Here is a 16665-nt window from a genome sequence, read left to right as displayed (position 1 = left end):
TTGGCAATCGTTTTGCCCTATACCCTTCAGACCCTGGCGGGAAATGGGGGTCGGGGTGCAAATGACGATCGCGCTGCGACCGGTGGCCCGTTTACGCCGGAAGGGCGGAAGGTTCGAATGTGATGCCAAAACAGCGGCTCGCAACTATCGCGCGCCCGGAGTACATCCGGCCGGCGCCAAGGAGACAGGACATCGACTTCAGCGACATCCTGGACATCGCAGCCCTCAAGGCCAAGGTGGATTTCATCGCGTCGGCGCATGCCGAACAGCGCGACCCGATGCGTCAGGCCCTGCTGGCCGCGCTGAAAGACGCCAATGCCCGTGGCCGCGCCAAAGCCTACGAACTCCTGAAAGAGGACGGCGGCGGGCTTGCCTGTGCGGCCCGCATTTCCTGGCTACAGGACCGGCTGATCGCCATCCTGCACGATTTCGTGCTGAACCATGTCTTCAACGCGGCCGGCATGCCGCCTTCCATGCAGATCGCGGTGGCGGCCGTCGGCGGCTATGGTCGCGGCACGCTCGCCCCCGGCTCCGACATCGATCTTCTGTTCCTTCTGCCAGCGCGAAAGCTGCCCTTCTGCGAGCCGGCGATCGAGTACATGCTCTATCTACTCTGGGACATGGGCTTCAAGGTCGGCCATGCCACCCGCACGGTGGAAGAGTGTATCCGCCTGTCCGAAGAGGACATGACGATCCGCACCGCCATTCTCGAAGCGCGCCTGATCTGCGGCTGCGCCGGGCTGGTGGACGATCTGGAAGCCCGTTTCGACGATGAGATCGTCCGCAATACGGGTCCGCAATTCATCGCCGCCAAGCTGGCCGAGCGCAACGAGCGCCACCGCAAGGCCGGCGACACGCGCTACCTCGTGGAGCCTAACGTCAAGGAAGGCAAGGGCGGCCTGCGCGATCTGCACACGCTGTTCTGGATCGCCAAATATTACTACCGCGTCCGCGAGTCCGCCGATCTCGTCAAGCTCGGCGTGCTCTCGCGCTCCGAATACCATCTGTTCCGCAAATCCGACGATTTCCTCTGGGCCGTGCGCTGCCACATGCACTTCCTGACGGGCAAGGCCGAGGAGCGCCTGTCGTTCGATATCCAGCGCGAGATTGCCGAGAGCCTCGGCTATCAGGATCATCCCGGCATGACTTCGGTCGAGCGCTTCATGAAGCACTACTTCCTCGTCGCCAAGAATGTCGGCGACCTCACGCGCATCTTCTGCGCGGCGCTGGAGGACCAGCAGGCCAAGGAACTGCCGGGCTTTTCCGCCGTCATCAACCGCTTCCGCCGCCGCGTCCGCAAGATCGCCGGCTCGCTCGAATTCGTCGACGATGGCGGCCGCATCGCGCTGGCAAGCCCCGACATCTTCCGGCGCGATCCGGTCAACCTCATCCGCTTCTTCCACATCGCCGACGTCAACGGTCTGGAGTTCCACCCGGCCGCTCTCAAGCAGCTGACCCGGTCGCTCGGCCTTATCACGCCGGCCCTGCGCGAGAACGAGGAGGCCAACCGCCTCTTCATCTCCATCCTCACTTCGCGCCGCGACCCGGAGCTGGTGCTGCGCCGCATGAACGAGGCCGGCGTACTCGGCCGCTTCATCCCCGAGTTCGGCCGCATCGTCTCGCTGATGCAGTTCAACATGTACCACCACTACACGGTGGACGAGCACCTGCTGCGGGCCGTGGACATGCTGTCGCGCATCGATCGCGGGCTCGATCAGGATATCCACCCGCTCGCCGCCAAGCTCATGCCGCAGGTGGAGGAGCGCACCGCACTCTACGTCGCCGTGCTCCTGCACGATGTCGCCAAGGGTCGCCCGGAGGATCACTCGCAGGCCGGCGCCCGGCTCGCCCGTCGCCTCGCACCCCGCTTCCGCCTGACGTACAAGCAGACCGAAACGGTGTCCTGGCTGATCGAGGAACACCTGACCATGTCGATGGTCGCGCAGACCCGCGACCTCAACGACCGCAAGACGATCCTCGACTTCGCCGAACGCGTCCAGTCGCTCGACCGGCTGAAGATGCTGATGATCCTCACCGTCTGCGACATTCGCGCCGTCGGCCCGGGCGTCTGGAACGGCTGGAAGGGGCAGCTGCTCCGCACGCTCTACTACGAGACCGAACTGCTGCTGTCCGGCGGTTTCTCCGACGTGCCGCGCAAGGAGCGCGCCGCGCACGCGGCCTCGCTGCTCTTCGATGCGCTGGAGGATTTCAGCAGCAAGGACCGCAAGACCTATTCGCGGCTGCACTACCAGCCCTACCTGCTGTCCGTGTCGCTTGACGATCAGGTCCGTCATGCCCGCTTCATCCGCGAAACGGACAAGGTCGAGCGGACGCTCGCCACCATGGTGCGGACGCACCAGTTCCACGCCATTACCGAGATCACGGTTCTTGCGCCCGACCATCCGCGCCTGCTCGCCATCATCGCCGGCGCCTGTGCCGCCGCCGGCGCCAACATCGTCGATGCGCAGATCTTCACGACATCGGACGGTCGCGCGCTCGACACCATCCTCATCAACCGCGAATTCACCGTCGATGACGACGAGACGCGGCGCGCAGCCAGCATCGGCCGCATGATCGAGGACGTGCTTTCGGGCAAGAAGGACCTGCCGGGCGTCATTGCCAGCCGCACCAAGGGCCGCAAGCGCAACAAGACCTTCACCGTGCCGCCTGCCGTCACGATCAGCAATTCGCTGTCGAACAAGTTCACGGTTGTCGAGGTCGAATGCCTCGACCGGACGGGCCTTCTGTCGGAGATCACGGCGGTGCTGGCGGATCTGTCGCTCGACATCCATTCCGCCCACATCACCACCTTCGGCGAGAAGGTCATCGACACCTTCTACGTGACCGACCTCCTAGGCGCGAAGATCACCAACGAGACACGGCACAGCCATATCACCGCCCGCCTCAAGGCCGTGATGGCGGAACAGGCCGACGAGGTGCGCGACCGCATGCCGGCCGGCATCATCGCGCAAGGGATTGCGCCCCTCGGCCATGCACCTTCAGGCCACTCGCCGGAAGGCAGTGCCGTCCCCCAAGGTGCGGCGGCCCCGTCGAACACGCGGTCCGCCGGGTCCCGCAAGATGAAAGCTGACGGATGAGCCTTGCCCGCAAGTTTGCAACCGTCGGCGGAGCCACGCTCGGCAGCCGGCTGCTCGGCTTCGGCCGCGAGACGCTGATGGCCGCGGCGCTGGGCACCGGCCCCATGGCCGATGCCTTCTACGCCGCGTTCCGCTTTCCCAATCTCTTCCGCCGCCTCTTTGCCGAAGGCGCGTTCAACGCCGCCTTCGTGCCGCTGTTTGCCAAGGAGATCGAGGCGAACGGCATCGACGGTGCGAAGCGCTTTTCCGAGGAGGTTCTCGGCGTCCTCTTTACGGTGCTGCTCGTCATCACCATCGCCATGGAACTGGCCATGCCGCTGATCGTCTCGACGATCATCGCGCCGGGTTTCGTCAACGATCCCGAGAAGTTCGACGTCACGGTCAAGCTCGCCATCGTGATGTTTCCCTATCTCATGTGCATGTCGCTGACGGCGATGCTGTCGGGCATGCTGAACTCGCTGCACCATTATTTCGCCGCCGCCATCGCCCCCGTCTTTCTGAACCTGACCCTGATTGCAGCACTCGCCTATGGTCTTTGGACCGGCGCCGACCCGTTGATGACGGCCTGGTATCTCTCTTGGGGCGTGCTCGTTGCCGGTATCCTGCAGATGGCGGTGCTTTATGCAGGCGTGCGCCATGCGGGCATGCGGTTCGGCCTACGCCGCCCGCGCTACACGCCCAACGTCAAGCGCCTGCTGGTGCTCGCCTTTCCCGCCGCCATCACCGGTGGCATCACTCAGATCAACCAGTTGATCGGCCAGATGATCGCCTCCACCAAGGACGGCGCCATCGCCGTGCTGCAATATGCCGACCGGGTCTACCAGCTGCCGCTCGGCGTCGTCGGCATCGCCGTCGGCGTGGTGCTTCTGCCCGAGCTGTCGCGCGCCCTTCGCGGCGGTGCGGTGAAGGAAGCGGCGAACCTGCAGAACCGCTCGCTCGAATTCGTGCTGTTCCTCACGCTGCCGGCCGCCGGCGCCATCTGGGTCATCTCCGACGAGATCGTGCGTGTGCTTTACGAGCGCGGCGCCTTCTCGCCGGCCACCACGGCGACGGTCGCCTCGACGCTGGCGATCTATGGCCTCGGCCTTCCCGCCTTCGTGATGATCAAGGCGCTCAACCCCGGCTTCTTCGCGCGCGAAGACACCAAGACGCCGATGCGGTTCACCGGCATCTCGGTCGCCTTCAACTGCCTGCTCGCCGTATCGCTGTTCCCGATCTACGGCGAACGCGGCATCGCCACGGCCGAAGCCGCCTCCGGCTGGCTGACGACGGTGCTGCTCTTCGTGACGCTCGTCCGCCGCGGCCACTGGGAGTGGGAGCCAGCCTTGTTTTCGCGCGTCCTGCGTCTGGTCGCGGCAACGGTCGTTATGGCCGTCGCGCTGCACTACGCCTCTGGCTACCTTGCCGACTGGCTGACCCCGCAGGCGCGTCTTCTGACGCAGCTGACGGCCCTGATGCTGCTGATCGGCATGGCGATGATCGTCTATTTCGCGCTCGCCTTCGCCATCGGCGGCGCCGACGCCTCGATGCTCCGCCGCAACCTGAAGCGCAAGCCGCGCCCCGAAACCGCTCAGGAGGAGGCGGACACCAGCGTCCTGCCTCCGCCGCAAATGTGACCACAGCCACGAGGCAACCGATGCAACAGACCATCGCCCGCATCACCCTCGTGGTGCCCGATTACGACGACGCCATCGCCTTCTATCGTGACAGCCTCGGCTTCGAGCTTCTGGAAAATCTCGACATGGGGGACGGCAAGCGCTGGGTGCTGCTGCGGCCCCGCGGTGCGCGCGAAACCGCGCTGCTGATCGCCAAGGCGGACGGCGCGGCGCAGGCGGCGGCCATCGGCAACCAGACCGGCGGGCGCGTCGCGTTCTTTCTGCACACCGACGATTTCGCGCGCGACCACGCCGCCATGCTCGCCAAGGGCGTCGCCTTTCGCGAAGAGCCGCGGCATGAGCCTTACGGCACCGTTGCGGTCTTTGCCGATCCCTTCGGCAATCTCTGGGATCTCCTGCAGCCGGCCGGTTGAGACTGACAGACAGAGAACCACCTTGATTGTCGGGCACCGCCCGTGCATAAGCCCGGAAAATTCTGCCGGCCGTTTCCGCGGCAGACCGCATGATTTCCCGCGCCCGATCGAGGTCTCCATGTCAAACTTTCCGCCGCTCGTCTTCTCCGGTGTCCAGCCGACAGGCAATCTTCACCTCGGCAATTATCTCGGCGCGATCCGCAAATTCGTGGCGCTGCAGGACAACAACGACTGCATGTATTGTGTGGTGGACCTGCATTCGATCACGGCGCAGCTGGTGCATGAGGACCTGCCGGGTCAGATCCGCTCGATTGCAGCAGCCTTCATCGCCTCCGGCATCGACCCGAAGGCCCATATCGTCTTCAACCAGTCGGCCGTGCCGCAGCACGCGGAGCTCGCCTGGATCTTCAACTGCGTCGCGCGCATCGGCTGGATGAACCGCATGACGCAGTTCAAGGACAAGGCCGGCAAGGACCGCGAGAATGCCTCGCTGGGGCTGCTTGCCTATCCCAGCCTGATGGCCGCCGACATCCTCGTCTACCGCGCGACGCATGTACCGGTCGGCGACGATCAGAAGCAGCATCTGGAGCTCACACGCGATATCGCCATGAAGTTCAACCTCGATTATCAGACCCACATCCGCAAGGGCGGCAAGGGCGTCGACATCACGGTCGGCGAGAAGCCGGTGCATGCCTATTTCCCGATGGTCGAGCCGATGATCGACGGGCCGGCGCCGCGCGTCATGAGCCTGCGCGATGGCACGAAGAAGATGTCGAAGTCCGATCCGTCCGATCTCTCGCGCATCAACCTCGTGGATGACGCCGAGACGATCTCGAAGAAGATCCGGAAGGCAAAGACCGATCCGGATGGCTTGCCCTCGGAGATCGAAGGTCTTGCCGGACGCCCGGAAGCCGACAATCTCGTCGGCATCTACGCAGCCCTTGCCGACCGCACCAAGGCCGAGATCCTCGCCGAGTTCGGCGGCCAGCAGTTCTCCGTCTTCAAGCCGGCGCTGGTCGATCTCGCCGTCAACGTCCTCGCGCCGATCACCGGCGAAATGTCGCGGCTGATGGGCGACACCAGCCACATCGATGCCATCTTGCGCGATGGCGGCGAGCGGGCGCGGGCGCGGGCGGAAACCACGATGCGCGAGGTTCGCGAGATCATCGGCTTCCTCCAGTAGGCGCTTCCGTCACCGGACGGGGACGAGACGAAAACGGCCTTGCGAAGGGCCGGCGCGAATGTCAGAGTTCCCACATGGTCTCGACACGTCTCTCACGCATGGAAGGTCACCGCCGCAAGTTTCTGGCGGTGATCGACGACACCCCGGAATGCGGCCGCGCCGTCCACTATGCCGGCATGCGCGCCAAGCATTCCTCCGGCGCCCTCGCTCTGCTCTATGTCATTCCCGATGGCGATTTCCAGCAATGGCTGGGCGTCGAGGGAATCATGCGGGCCGAGGCCCGTGCCGAAGCGGAAGCGACACTTGCAAAGGTCGCCCATGACGTGCGCGAGAAGATCGGCATCGAGCCGGAAATGATCATCCGCGAGGGGCTTCCGACCGAGCAGATCTACGGCCTCATCGAGGAAGACCGCGATATCGCCATCCTCGTTCTCGCCGCCGGCTCCTATAAGGACGGCCCCGGCCCGCTGGTCGCCTCCATCGCCGGCAAGACGGCAGTCTTCCCGATCCCCGTCACCGTCATCCCGGATTTGCTGACGGACGAAGAGATCGACGCGCTGAGCTGATCGGACGCAGCCTGTCGGTGACGGATCTTTCTGTCCAACGACCTGCACCTCTGGTATGCACGCTCGGCAATCACCATTTCACGGTCGGAGCGCAGGCTTGATGGCGAGGCTCGAGACGCCTATGCTCATCCGGCATTCTTTGACCGTCGGCCTTGACCCGACAGGGAGCACATCATGTTCATTCAGACCGAATCGACCCCGAACCCCGCAACGCTGAAGTTCCTGCCGGGCAAGGTCGTGCTGGAAACCGGCACGGCCGAGTTTCGCGACGAGACCGAGGCCCGCGCGAGTTCCTCGCTTGCCGCCCGCATCTTCGACATTCCCGGCGTCACCGGCGTCTATTTCGGCTACGACTTCATCACCGTCACCAAGGCGGATGCCGAGTGGCAGCACCTGAAGCCCGCCATCCTCGGCTCCATCATGGAGCACTTCATGTCTGGCCAGCCGATCATGGCGGGGCAGGGCCGTGCGGAAGAGGTCGATCAGGAAGGCGAGTTCTTCGAGAAGGGCGACGAGACCATCGTCGCGACCATCAAGGAACTGCTGGAAACCCGCGTCCGCCCGGCCGTCGCTCAGGACGGCGGCGACATCACCTTCAAGGGTTTTCGCGACGGCACGGTCTTCCTCAACATGAAGGGCGCCTGTTCGGGCTGCCCCTCTTCGACCGCGACCCTGAAGCATGGCGTGCAGAATCTTCTGCACCACTTCGTGCCCGAGGTTCAGGCCGTCGAAGCGGTCTGATCCGCAACCGATAAGACTGCCCTTCAGGAGGCGCCGGGGGCGGCGCTTCCGAGGGGATCAACGACCGCCCGGGGGACGGGCATCCTGAGACGGGGCCATCCTTCCGCATGATCGTTCTTGCCATCGACACTGCCGGCACGGCCTGTAACGTCGCGCTCTATGATGCCGCGCGCGACGCGACGCTGAGCATTGCTGGCGCCGATATCGGCCGCGGCCATGCCGAGCGCTTGATGGGCTTCATCGACGAAGCACTGGAGGCGGCCGGCCTCGAGATGGACAAGGTCGATCGCATCGCCGTCACCATCGGTCCCGGCTCCTTTACCGGCATCCGCGTCGGCGTGGCCACAGCCCGAGGCCTCGGGCTTGCTCTGGGCCGTCCCGTCGTCGGCATTTCCGTCCTGCAGGCACTGGCCACATCCACGCTCGCAGCCGCGCCCGGCCATCCCGTCCTCATCGTCACCGATGCCAAGCGCGAGGAGGTCTATCTCCAGACGTTCGACGCCGCGGGACAGCCGATGGCTGAAGCCGAAGCGCTCGATGTCGGCTCCGCCCGGACCGGGTTCGCCACCTTTGCCGGCACGATCAGCGGCTCCGGCGCATCCCTGTTGCGCGAAGACGCAGCGGCGCAAGCGAGCGAAAGGCCGTTCGATACTGCCGATATCGCGGTCGTGGCAAAGCTCGGCGCGGCCGCCGATCCCGCGATCGCCCTGCCGAAACCGCTCTACCTCCGAGGCCCGGACGTCCGCTCTCAGGCGGGCTTTGCCGTGGCACGCGCCTGAGATGGCACTGATCGATTACTTCATCCGCCGTCCGGAGTTCGATATCTTCGACATGAATGTCGATCATCTCCCAGGCGTCGCGCGCATTCACGCCGCTCTTTTCAAGCCGGCCTGGAGCGCCAGCGAATTTCACGCACTGCTTCTGCAGGAAAGCGTCTTCGGCTTCGTCGCCCGCCAGAACAATGCGGCCAGTGGATCGGCGATGGGCGGCTTCGTGCTGACGCGGTCGGCCGGCGGCGAAGCGGAAATTCTGACCATTGGCGTCGATCCCCGCTATGTCAGGGTCAGCCTCGGATGGCGCCTGATGCAGGCGGCGCTCGGCCGTGCCCGACAGGATGGCGCAGAGGCGATGTTCCTCGAGGTCGATCAGGCCAATGTGGCCGCACTGGCGCTCTACCGCCGGCTTGGCTTTCGCAAGGTCGGCGAGCGCAAGGCCTATTACAAGCCGTCCGGCCCGGATGCCGCCCCCGGCGGTGCCGACGTTCTCCGTCTCGATCTCTGAGCGGCCGATGATCGTCTGGCTCCGGATCGTTGTCTGCGTCTCGCTCCTCGTTCTGGCGACGCTTCTGCTCGCGCCGGTGCAGCTCTTCCTGCTCTGGCGCAACGGACCGGCAAGGCGAACCCTGCCGCGCCTCTGGCACCGTATCGCCTGCCGCATGATCGGGCTTCGGGTGCATGTCCACGGCGCGCTGGATACACGGCGACCGCTCCTGCTCGTGGCGAACCATGTCAGCTGGAAGGACATCCTCGCCCTCGGCTCGGTCGCAGATGTCGTCTTCATCGCAAAAGCAGAGGTAAAGGCATGGCCCGTGTTCGGCCTGCTCGCCCGTCTGCAGGCAACCATCTTCGTCGCACGCGAGCAGAAGCGCACCACGGGCAATCAGGTCAACGAGATCGGCGCACGCCTCGCCGCGGGCGAAATCGTCGTGCTCTTTCCCGAAGGCACGACCTCTGATGGCAACCGGCTGCTGGAGATCAAGACCTCGCTTTTCGGAGCCGCCGCTGCCGCCGTACCGCTGGCGCCTGAGGGGATCGTCCACGTCCAGCCGGTCGCCATCGCCTACACAAAAGTCCACGGTATGCCGATGGGCCGCTACCACCGCCCCATCGCCGCCTGGCCGGGCGATATCGAGCTGGTGCCACATCTCATGGGCATCCTGCGCGAAGGCGCCGTCGACGTCGATCTCGTCTTCGGCGACACCATCGCCTACCGCGCCGCCAGCAACCGCAAGCTGGTGAGCCGGGAGGTGGAGACGCAACTGAAGACAATGCTGCTGGCGCGGCTTCGGGGGCGGTGAGGATGTTTTAAGGAAAACCCTCTCTGCCCTGCCGGGCATCTCCCCAACAAGGGGGGAGAAGACTCGCGGTGGTCGCTCGCTCCATCTTCGGGCGTGCGCACAAAAAAGAGTCTGCTCCACCGAGGCATTTAATCGGGGAGCGAGGCCTTGCCCCACGTCTTCTCCCCCCTTGTGGGGAGATGCCCGGCAGGGCAGAGAGGGTTTTTCCTTCCTTTTTCCTATCTCCCATCCCGACACCTTACCAAACCCACATCGCTTCATTTCCACCCTGATTTGCGCTATGCACCTGGCATGACCGACCAAACGCTCCTTGCTCCCGCATCCGCCCTCGCTCCGACGCCGACGAAAAAGGTCTTCGTGAAGACCTATGGCTGTCAGATGAACGTCTATGATTCCGACAGGATGACGGACGCGCTGGCGAAGGATGGCTATGTCGCGACCGACAATGCGGAGGATGCGGATCTCGTTCTTCTGAACACCTGTCATATCCGGGAGAAGGCAGCCGAAAAGGTCTACTCCGCCCTTGGCCGACTGCGCGACCTGAAGAAGCGCAAGGCGGGCGAAGGGCGTGAGATGATGATCGGCGTGGCCGGCTGCGTGGCGCAGGCCGAGGGCGACGAGATCCTGCGTCGGGCGCCCGCCGTCGATCTCGTCATCGGGCCGCAGACCTATCACCGTCTGCCGGAGGCGCTGAAGCGCGTCAGCCGCGGCGAGCGCGTGCTCGAAACCGACTACGCGATCGAGGACAAGTTCGAACATCTGCCGGCGCCCGACAAGGCAAAGACCCGTGCGCGCGGGGTCACAGCCTTCCTCACCGTGCAGGAAGGCTGCGACAAGTTCTGTACCTTCTGCGTCGTACCCTATACGCGCGGCTCGGAAGTCTCCCGCCCCATGGCGCAGATCGTCGCGGAAGCCGAGAAGCTGGTGTCCGCCGGCGTTCGCGAAATCACGCTACTCGGACAGAACGTCAACGCCTGGCACGGTACCGTCACGGCGGGCGGCGAGGGCCTCGGCGCTCTCCTGCAACGGCTGTCGGAAATCGATGGCCTCGCGCGCCTGCGCTACACCACCAGCCACCCGCGCGACATGGACGACAGCCTGATCGAGGCGCACCGCTCCCTGCCGGCGCTGATGCCCTACCTGCATCTGCCGGTCCAGTCGGGCTCGGACCGTATCCTCAAGGCCATGAACCGGCGTCACACGGCGGCCGAATATGTAGCGCTGGTCGAGCGAATCCGCCGCGCCCAGCCGAACCTCGCTTTGTCGGGCGATTTCATCGTCGGCTTCCCCGGCGAGACCGATGCGGATTTCGAGGACACGCTGAGCCTCGTGCGCACCATTGGTTATGCACAGGCATTTTCGTTCAAATATTCAACCCGTCCCGGCACACCCGGCGCGGACCTCAAGGATCAGGTGCCGGAGGATATCAAGGCCAAGCGCTTGGAAACGCTACAGGCTTTGCTTCTCGAGCAGCAGCGCGCCTTTAACGAAAGCTGCATCGGCCGCACGATCGATCTGCTTCTGGAAAAGCCCGGCCGCATGCCCGGCCAACTTATCGGTCGCTCGCCCTGGCTGCAGTCGGTGAATGTTGATGCAAAGGGCGTGGAAATCGGTGACATTATCAAGGTACGAATCACCGCCGCGGGTCCTAACAGTTTGTTTGCCGACGTGGTCGACGACTGATACAATCAGGGCCTGACGTCATCCTCGGGAGCCCTGCCGCTTGAACGGACACGAATTGGTTTCAAACCCGCCGCGCCAGTCGAAGACAACGCCTACGACAGACGCCAATCACTTCGTGCTCACCTTCGAGAACAACCGCTTTGCGAGCGAGCTGTTCGGACAATACGATCAGAACCTCAAGCTCATCGAGCAGCGCCTGCATGTGGATGCCCGCCCGCGCGGCAATTCCGTGGCGATCTCGGGCGAGGTGACGGCGACCAATCAGGCGCGCCGGGCACTGGATTATCTCTACGGTCGCCTGCAAAAGGGCAGCACGGTTGAGACCTCTGACGTCGAGGGCGCGATCCGCATGGCCGTTGCCGCCGACGACCAGTTGCAGCTTCCCACCATGGAGAAGAAGGCCAAGTTGAACCTCGCGCAGATCTCGACCCGCAAGAAGACCATTGCCGCCCGCACGCCGACGCAGGATGCCTATATCCGCGCGCTGGAACGCTCCGAGCTCGTCTTCGGCGTCGGCCCGGCCGGTACCGGCAAGACTTACCTCGCTGTTGCCTATGCCGCACAGCTTCTGGAACGCGGCGCGGTCGATCGCATCATCCTCTCGCGCCCGGCCGTCGAGGCCGGCGAGCGCCTCGGCTTCCTGCCCGGCGACATGAAGGAGAAGGTCGATCCTTATCTCCGCCCGCTTTATGATGCGCTCTACGATATGATGCCCGGCGACAAGGTCGAGCGGGCGATCACCGCCGGCGTCATCGAAATCGCCCCGCTCGCCTTCATGCGCGGCCGCACACTCGGCAACGCCGTCGTCATTCTCGACGAGGCGCAGAACACGACGACCATGCAGATGAAGATGTTCCTGACGCGACTCGGCGAGAACGGTCGCATGATCGTGACCGGCGACCCAAGCCAGGTCGACTTGCCGCGTGGCACCAAGTCGGGCCTCGTGGAAGCGCTGCAGATTCTGAAAGAGGTCGAGGGCGTGTCGGTCGTGCGCTTCAAAGACGTTGATGTCGTGCGCCACCCGATGGTCGCGCGGATCGTGCGGGCCTACGAGGCGCAGACGGCCGTGCCGGACGAAAGCCTGTAAAGCATGTCGCATACATCCTTGCTGGAACTTCAGGTCAGCGTCGAGGAAGGCGGCTGGCCGGATGAAGCCGTGCTCGAGGCATCGAGCACGCGCATCCTCGAACATGCCGCCGCCTTTCTCGCGCGCGAAGAGGGCCAGCCCTTTCCGAAGATGACGCCGGAACTGTCTCTCGTCTTCACCAGCGACGCGGAAATCCGCAGCATCAATGCGGAATGGCGCAGCCAGGACAAGCCGACGAACGTCCTGTCCTTCCCGGCCTTTCCCGTGGTACCCGGCGGCATGCCGGGCCCGATGCTGGGCGATATCGTGCTGGCTTACGAGACGCTGGTGCGCGAATCAGAAGACCTCGGGAAGCCCTTCGATGACCATCTGACACATCTTCTGGTACATGGTTTCCTGCATCTTTTCGGCTACGACCACCTGGAAACAGAGGATGCGGAGCAAATGGAACAGCTGGAGACTCGCATTCTCTCGGGTCTTGGGGTATCTGATCCTTATGGGGACAGCGATCCCGTTTGACAGTTTGGAACGATGAGCGACTTCAGATCACAGCCGGCCGTGGCTGGCAAAGACGATGCCGACGCCTCCAGTCAGGACGAACCGGGCAGTAGTAGCGCGGTCCAAGCCTACGAGGCCGAAGCCGCCGACGCCCTTAAGCCCGAGGCCCACAAGCCGGAAGGCCACCGGCACCATACCTCTTTCTGGGCCCGTGCGGCCCGCCTGTTCCGCAGCCCGAACGGCGCCACGATCCGCGAGGATCTTGCCGACGCCCTGATGGCGGATCCGGGGGCCGACGAGGTCTTCTCGCCGGCCGAGCGCGCCATGCTCAACAACATCCTGCGCTTTCGCGAAGTGCGCGTAGAGGATGTGATGGTGCCGCGGGCCGATATCGAGGCCGTCGACCAGAGCATTACCATCGGCGAACTCATGATCATCTTCGAGGAGTCCGGGCGCTCGCGCATGCCGGTCTACAGCGAAAGCCTCGATGATCCCCGCGGGATGGTCCACATCCGCGATCTCCTCTCCTATGTGACGAAGCAGGCGCGCGCCCACCGCCGCGGCCCGCCCCGCGTGGCGGCATCGCCGGCCGTGGCGGCCCTGGCCGCGGATCGTCCTCAGAAGGTGCAGCGCCAGCCGCGCGCCGGCATCGACCTCGCCCGTATCGATCTCGACAAGACGGTGGAAGAGGCGGGCATCATTCGCCAGGTTCTGTTCGTGCCCCCGTCCATGCATGCCTCCGACCTCATGCAGCGCATGCAGGCCGCGCGCATCCAGATGGCGCTCGTCATCGATGAATATGGCGGCACCGATGGGCTGGCGTCGCTGGAGGACATCGTCGAAATGGTCGTCGGCGATATCGAGGACGAGCATGACGACAGCGAGGTCATGTTCTCCCGCACGTCGGACGACATCTTCGTGGCAGATGCCCGCGTCGAGCTCGAGGTGATCGCGGCTGCGATCGGTCCCGATTTCGACGTGCGCGAGCAACTGGAGGAAGTGGATACGCTGGGTGGATTGGTGTTCGCATCCCTCGGCCGCATTCCCGCCCGCGGCGAGGTCGTGCAGGCCCTGCCGGGATTCGAATTCCAGGTTCTGGATGCCGACCCCCGGCGCGTGAAGAAGGTCCGGATCGTCCGCAAGCGCCCACCGGCCCGCCGCCGCGTGACCGTGAAGGGCGAGGAAGACATCGGTGTCGAGCCCCCACGGACCGAAGCGACCTCCACCGAAGAGCCGTCCGGCCGCTGACGGCTGCGACGCCGTTCCGCAGGGCAGGTCGTGGCATGGCTTTTTCCGGCGCGTCGATCAGCAACAGGACACATGCTCTGGGCATGCCTGATGCATCATGAAGAGCGTGGGACATCGACCGGTGCCACGGGATCATCGTGGAGCACGGTGCCGGATACCCGCATCGTAGCAGGCGGATAGGATTGCGAATGGAACGTTTGGCCGGCAGGATCATGCTGTCGTCGGGTCTACGGCGGGCATCCCTTGCGTTTCTGGCCGGGCTGGTCACGGTCCTCGCCTTGCCGCCCTTCAACATCTTCGCCGTTCCGTTTTTGACCTTCCCCGTTCTCGTCTGGCTGCTCGACGGCACGTCCGGTCAGCCGGAACACGGCCCGCTTCGCCGGGCGCTGCCTGCCTTCTCGCTCGGCTGGTGCTTCGGCTTCGGTTATCTCCTCGGCAGTCTCTGGTGGCTCGGCAATGCGCTGTTGGTGGAGGCCGACACCTTCGCCTGGGCGCTGCCGCTCGCCGTTGTCGGCCTGCCCGCCGTGCTTGCGATCTATTACGGCTTGGCGGCCTTCGTCGCCCGTCTGCTCTGGTCCGACGGGGCAGGGCGCATCGCGGCGCTCGCCGTTGCCTTCGCAGGCGCCGAATGGCTGCGCGGCGTTCTGTTCACGGGCTTCCCCTGGAACACGATCGGAATGGCCGCCATGCCGGTGCCGCTCCTCATGCAGTCGGTCTCGCTGGTCGGCATGGTCGGCATCAACCTGCTCGCCGTCTTCGTCTATGCCGCGCCCGCCCTCATTGGCACCCGCAAGGGCATGGGCGTCGGGCTGACGCTCGCGGCCGCTCTGGTCGCGGCTCATGTCGGCTATGGCGCCTATCGTCTGCACGAGCCCCAGCCGCCCGCAGCCGAGCCGCAGACAACGGTGAGGATCGTCCAGCCCGTCATCGATCAGGCCAGAAAACTCGATGACAGCGAGCGCGCCTCCGTCTTCGAGGCCCATCTGGCGCTGAGCGCAGCGCCGCCCGAGACGGGTGGCAAGCGGCCGGATATCATCGTCTGGCCGGAAACGGCTGTTCCCTTCATCCTCACGGACAACCCGGATGCCCTGACGCGGATCGCCGATGTGCTGCAGGACGGGCAGCTCCTCGTTACCGGCGCTGTCCGCACGGAAGATGCGGGCGCCGGCCTGCCGCCGCGTTACTACAATTCCGTCTATGTCATCGACGATCAAGGCCAGATCGTCGGCGCCGCCGACAAGGTCCACCTCGTGCCCTTCGGCGAGTATCTGCCGTTCGAGGATTTGCTGTCGCGCATGGGGCTGAATGCGATCGCCGCCTCGATGCCGGGCGGCTTCTCATCAGCAGCCACCCGCACCATCCTGACGCTGCCGGGCGGGCGCACGCTTTATCCCCTGATCTGCTACGAGGCGATTTTCCCGAACGAGATCGGCAGCGACGCGCTCTCCACCGGCGCGCTGCTCAACATCACCAATGACGCCTGGTTCGGCGATACGCCGGGGCCCTACCAGCACTTCCAGCAGGCGCGCCTGCGCGCGGTCGAGAATGGCGTCCCGATGATCCGCGCGGCCAATTCCGGCATTTCAGCGGTCATCGATGCGCGAGGAAATGTTGTATCCGGCCTTTCTCTTGGCGAACGTGGCTTTTTCGACACAATTCTGCCCGGTCGTGCGGCTTTGGTCGCCGCGCCCGAGCAACAGCGGAGGCACGCTCTCGTTCTGGTGCTGTTTATGATGGTGTTCGCGATACTTTCTCGTTTTGGTTTTGTTTTTCGGCAGAATTGACCCAAAACGCGCGAAGTTGCATAGTGCCGCTGCCGTCAAACGCACCTATGCTCGGAGGGGAATGACCCGGACTATGTGGCATGGCATGTGGTCTGCTCTTTGCAACGGCCGAAGTACGGGCTGAAGTAACTTCGAATAATAGGAACCCGCTATGATTGAGAACAAAAAGAAGCCGAATCCGATCGACATCCATGTCGGAAGTCGGATCAGGCTTCGCCGGACAATGCTTGGAATGAGCCAGGAGAAGCTGGGCGAAGCACTCGGCATTACATTTCAGCAAATTCAGAAATACGAAAAAGGCACAAACCGTGTCGGTGCGAGCCGTCTTCAGAACATCTCCGCTATTCTCAATGTTCCGGTGTCCTTCTTCTTCGAAGATGCGCCTGGAGATGGCGGGTCCGGCAGCGGTGCGTCCGGCATGGCCGAAGCCTCAAGCTCCAACTATGTCGTCGACTTCCTATCGTCGTCCGAAGGCCTCCAGTTGAACCGGGCTTTCGTCAAGATCGGTGACCCCAAGGTCCGGCGCAAGATCGTCGATCTGGTCAAGGCGCTCGCGGCAGACGTCGACTCGGAATAATGCAATGAGATTCGTATGAAAAGAGCGGCTTACGGGCCGCTTTTTTCATGTCGACCAGGACGCTGTGAAAAATCGGTTTCACGCCGCAGCAAGC

General features: G+C 64.2%; 14 protein-coding genes and 1 pseudogene. All 15 read left to right on the top strand.

The window, feature by feature from the left end:
- Positions 1-122: 122 nt before the first annotated feature.
- Positions 123-3005, top strand: a pseudogene (locus C8J33_RS10525) ([protein-PII] uridylyltransferase); the annotation flags it as partial.
- A gap of 89 nt (positions 3006-3094) precedes the next feature.
- Positions 3095-4714, top strand: a complete 1620-nt coding sequence (gene murJ, locus C8J33_RS10520) for a murein biosynthesis integral membrane protein MurJ (RefSeq protein ID WP_132664084.1) — start codon at positions 3095-3097, stop codon at positions 4712-4714.
- Between the two features lie 20 nt (positions 4715-4734).
- Complete coding sequence (locus C8J33_RS10515; RefSeq protein WP_132664082.1) at positions 4735-5127, top strand: VOC family protein; 393 nt, start codon at positions 4735-4737, stop codon at positions 5125-5127.
- A gap of 118 nt (positions 5128-5245) precedes the next feature.
- The gene (gene trpS, locus C8J33_RS10510) at positions 5246-6310 is read left to right on the top strand and encodes a tryptophan--tRNA ligase (protein WP_132664080.1); all 1065 of its coding nucleotides are present in this window, start codon (positions 5246-5248) and stop codon (positions 6308-6310) included.
- 74 nt (positions 6311-6384) lie between these two features.
- The gene (locus C8J33_RS10505; protein ID WP_110727263.1) at positions 6385-6876 is read left to right on the top strand and encodes a universal stress protein; all 492 of its coding nucleotides are present in this window, start codon (positions 6385-6387) and stop codon (positions 6874-6876) included.
- Positions 6877-7050: 174 nt separating this feature from the next.
- Entirely contained in the window at positions 7051-7617 is a 567-nt protein-coding gene (locus C8J33_RS10500; RefSeq protein WP_110733054.1) for a NifU family protein, read from the top strand.
- 107 nt (positions 7618-7724) lie between these two features.
- Complete coding sequence (gene tsaB, locus C8J33_RS10495; RefSeq protein WP_132664079.1) at positions 7725-8396, top strand: tRNA (adenosine(37)-N6)-threonylcarbamoyltransferase complex dimerization subunit type 1 TsaB; 672 nt, start codon at positions 7725-7727, stop codon at positions 8394-8396.
- 1 nt (position 8397) lies between these two features.
- Positions 8398-8898: a GNAT family N-acetyltransferase gene (locus C8J33_RS10490; RefSeq protein WP_132445962.1), complete on the top strand. Its 501-nt coding sequence runs from the start codon at positions 8398-8400 to the stop codon at positions 8896-8898.
- 7 nt (positions 8899-8905) lie between these two features.
- Complete coding sequence (locus tag C8J33_RS10485) at positions 8906-9694, top strand: lysophospholipid acyltransferase family protein (protein WP_132664077.1); 789 nt, start codon at positions 8906-8908, stop codon at positions 9692-9694.
- 291 nt (positions 9695-9985) lie between these two features.
- Entirely contained in the window at positions 9986-11377 is a 1392-nt protein-coding gene (gene miaB / locus C8J33_RS10480; RefSeq protein ID WP_132664076.1) for a tRNA (N6-isopentenyl adenosine(37)-C2)-methylthiotransferase MiaB, read from the top strand.
- 40 nt (positions 11378-11417) lie between these two features.
- Positions 11418-12464, top strand: a complete 1047-nt coding sequence (locus tag C8J33_RS10475; protein WP_110800264.1) for a PhoH family protein — start codon at positions 11418-11420, stop codon at positions 12462-12464.
- A gap of 3 nt (positions 12465-12467) precedes the next feature.
- Positions 12468-12983, top strand: a complete 516-nt coding sequence (ybeY, locus tag C8J33_RS10470; protein ID WP_132664074.1) for an rRNA maturation RNase YbeY — start codon at positions 12468-12470, stop codon at positions 12981-12983.
- 12 nt (positions 12984-12995) lie between these two features.
- Positions 12996-14210: a hemolysin family protein gene (locus C8J33_RS10465; RefSeq protein WP_110800262.1), complete on the top strand. Its 1215-nt coding sequence runs from the start codon at positions 12996-12998 to the stop codon at positions 14208-14210.
- 188 nt (positions 14211-14398) lie between these two features.
- On the top strand, positions 14399-15994 hold the full coding sequence (gene lnt, locus C8J33_RS10460) for an apolipoprotein N-acyltransferase (RefSeq protein WP_132664072.1): 1596 nt from the start codon (positions 14399-14401) through the stop codon (positions 15992-15994).
- Positions 15995-16145: 151 nt separating this feature from the next.
- Positions 16146-16571, top strand: coding sequence for a helix-turn-helix domain-containing protein (locus tag C8J33_RS10455; protein WP_110800260.1), 426 nt, complete (start codon positions 16146-16148; stop codon positions 16569-16571).
- Positions 16572-16665: the final 94 nt, after the last annotated feature.

The organism is Rhizobium sp. PP-CC-3G-465, assembly GCF_004343445.1.
Classification (GTDB): Bacteria; Pseudomonadota; Alphaproteobacteria; order Rhizobiales; family Rhizobiaceae; genus Ferranicluibacter; species Ferranicluibacter rubi.
Note: the sequence above shows the minus strand (reverse complement) of the source record. Positions and strands in the feature narration are given on the sequence as shown.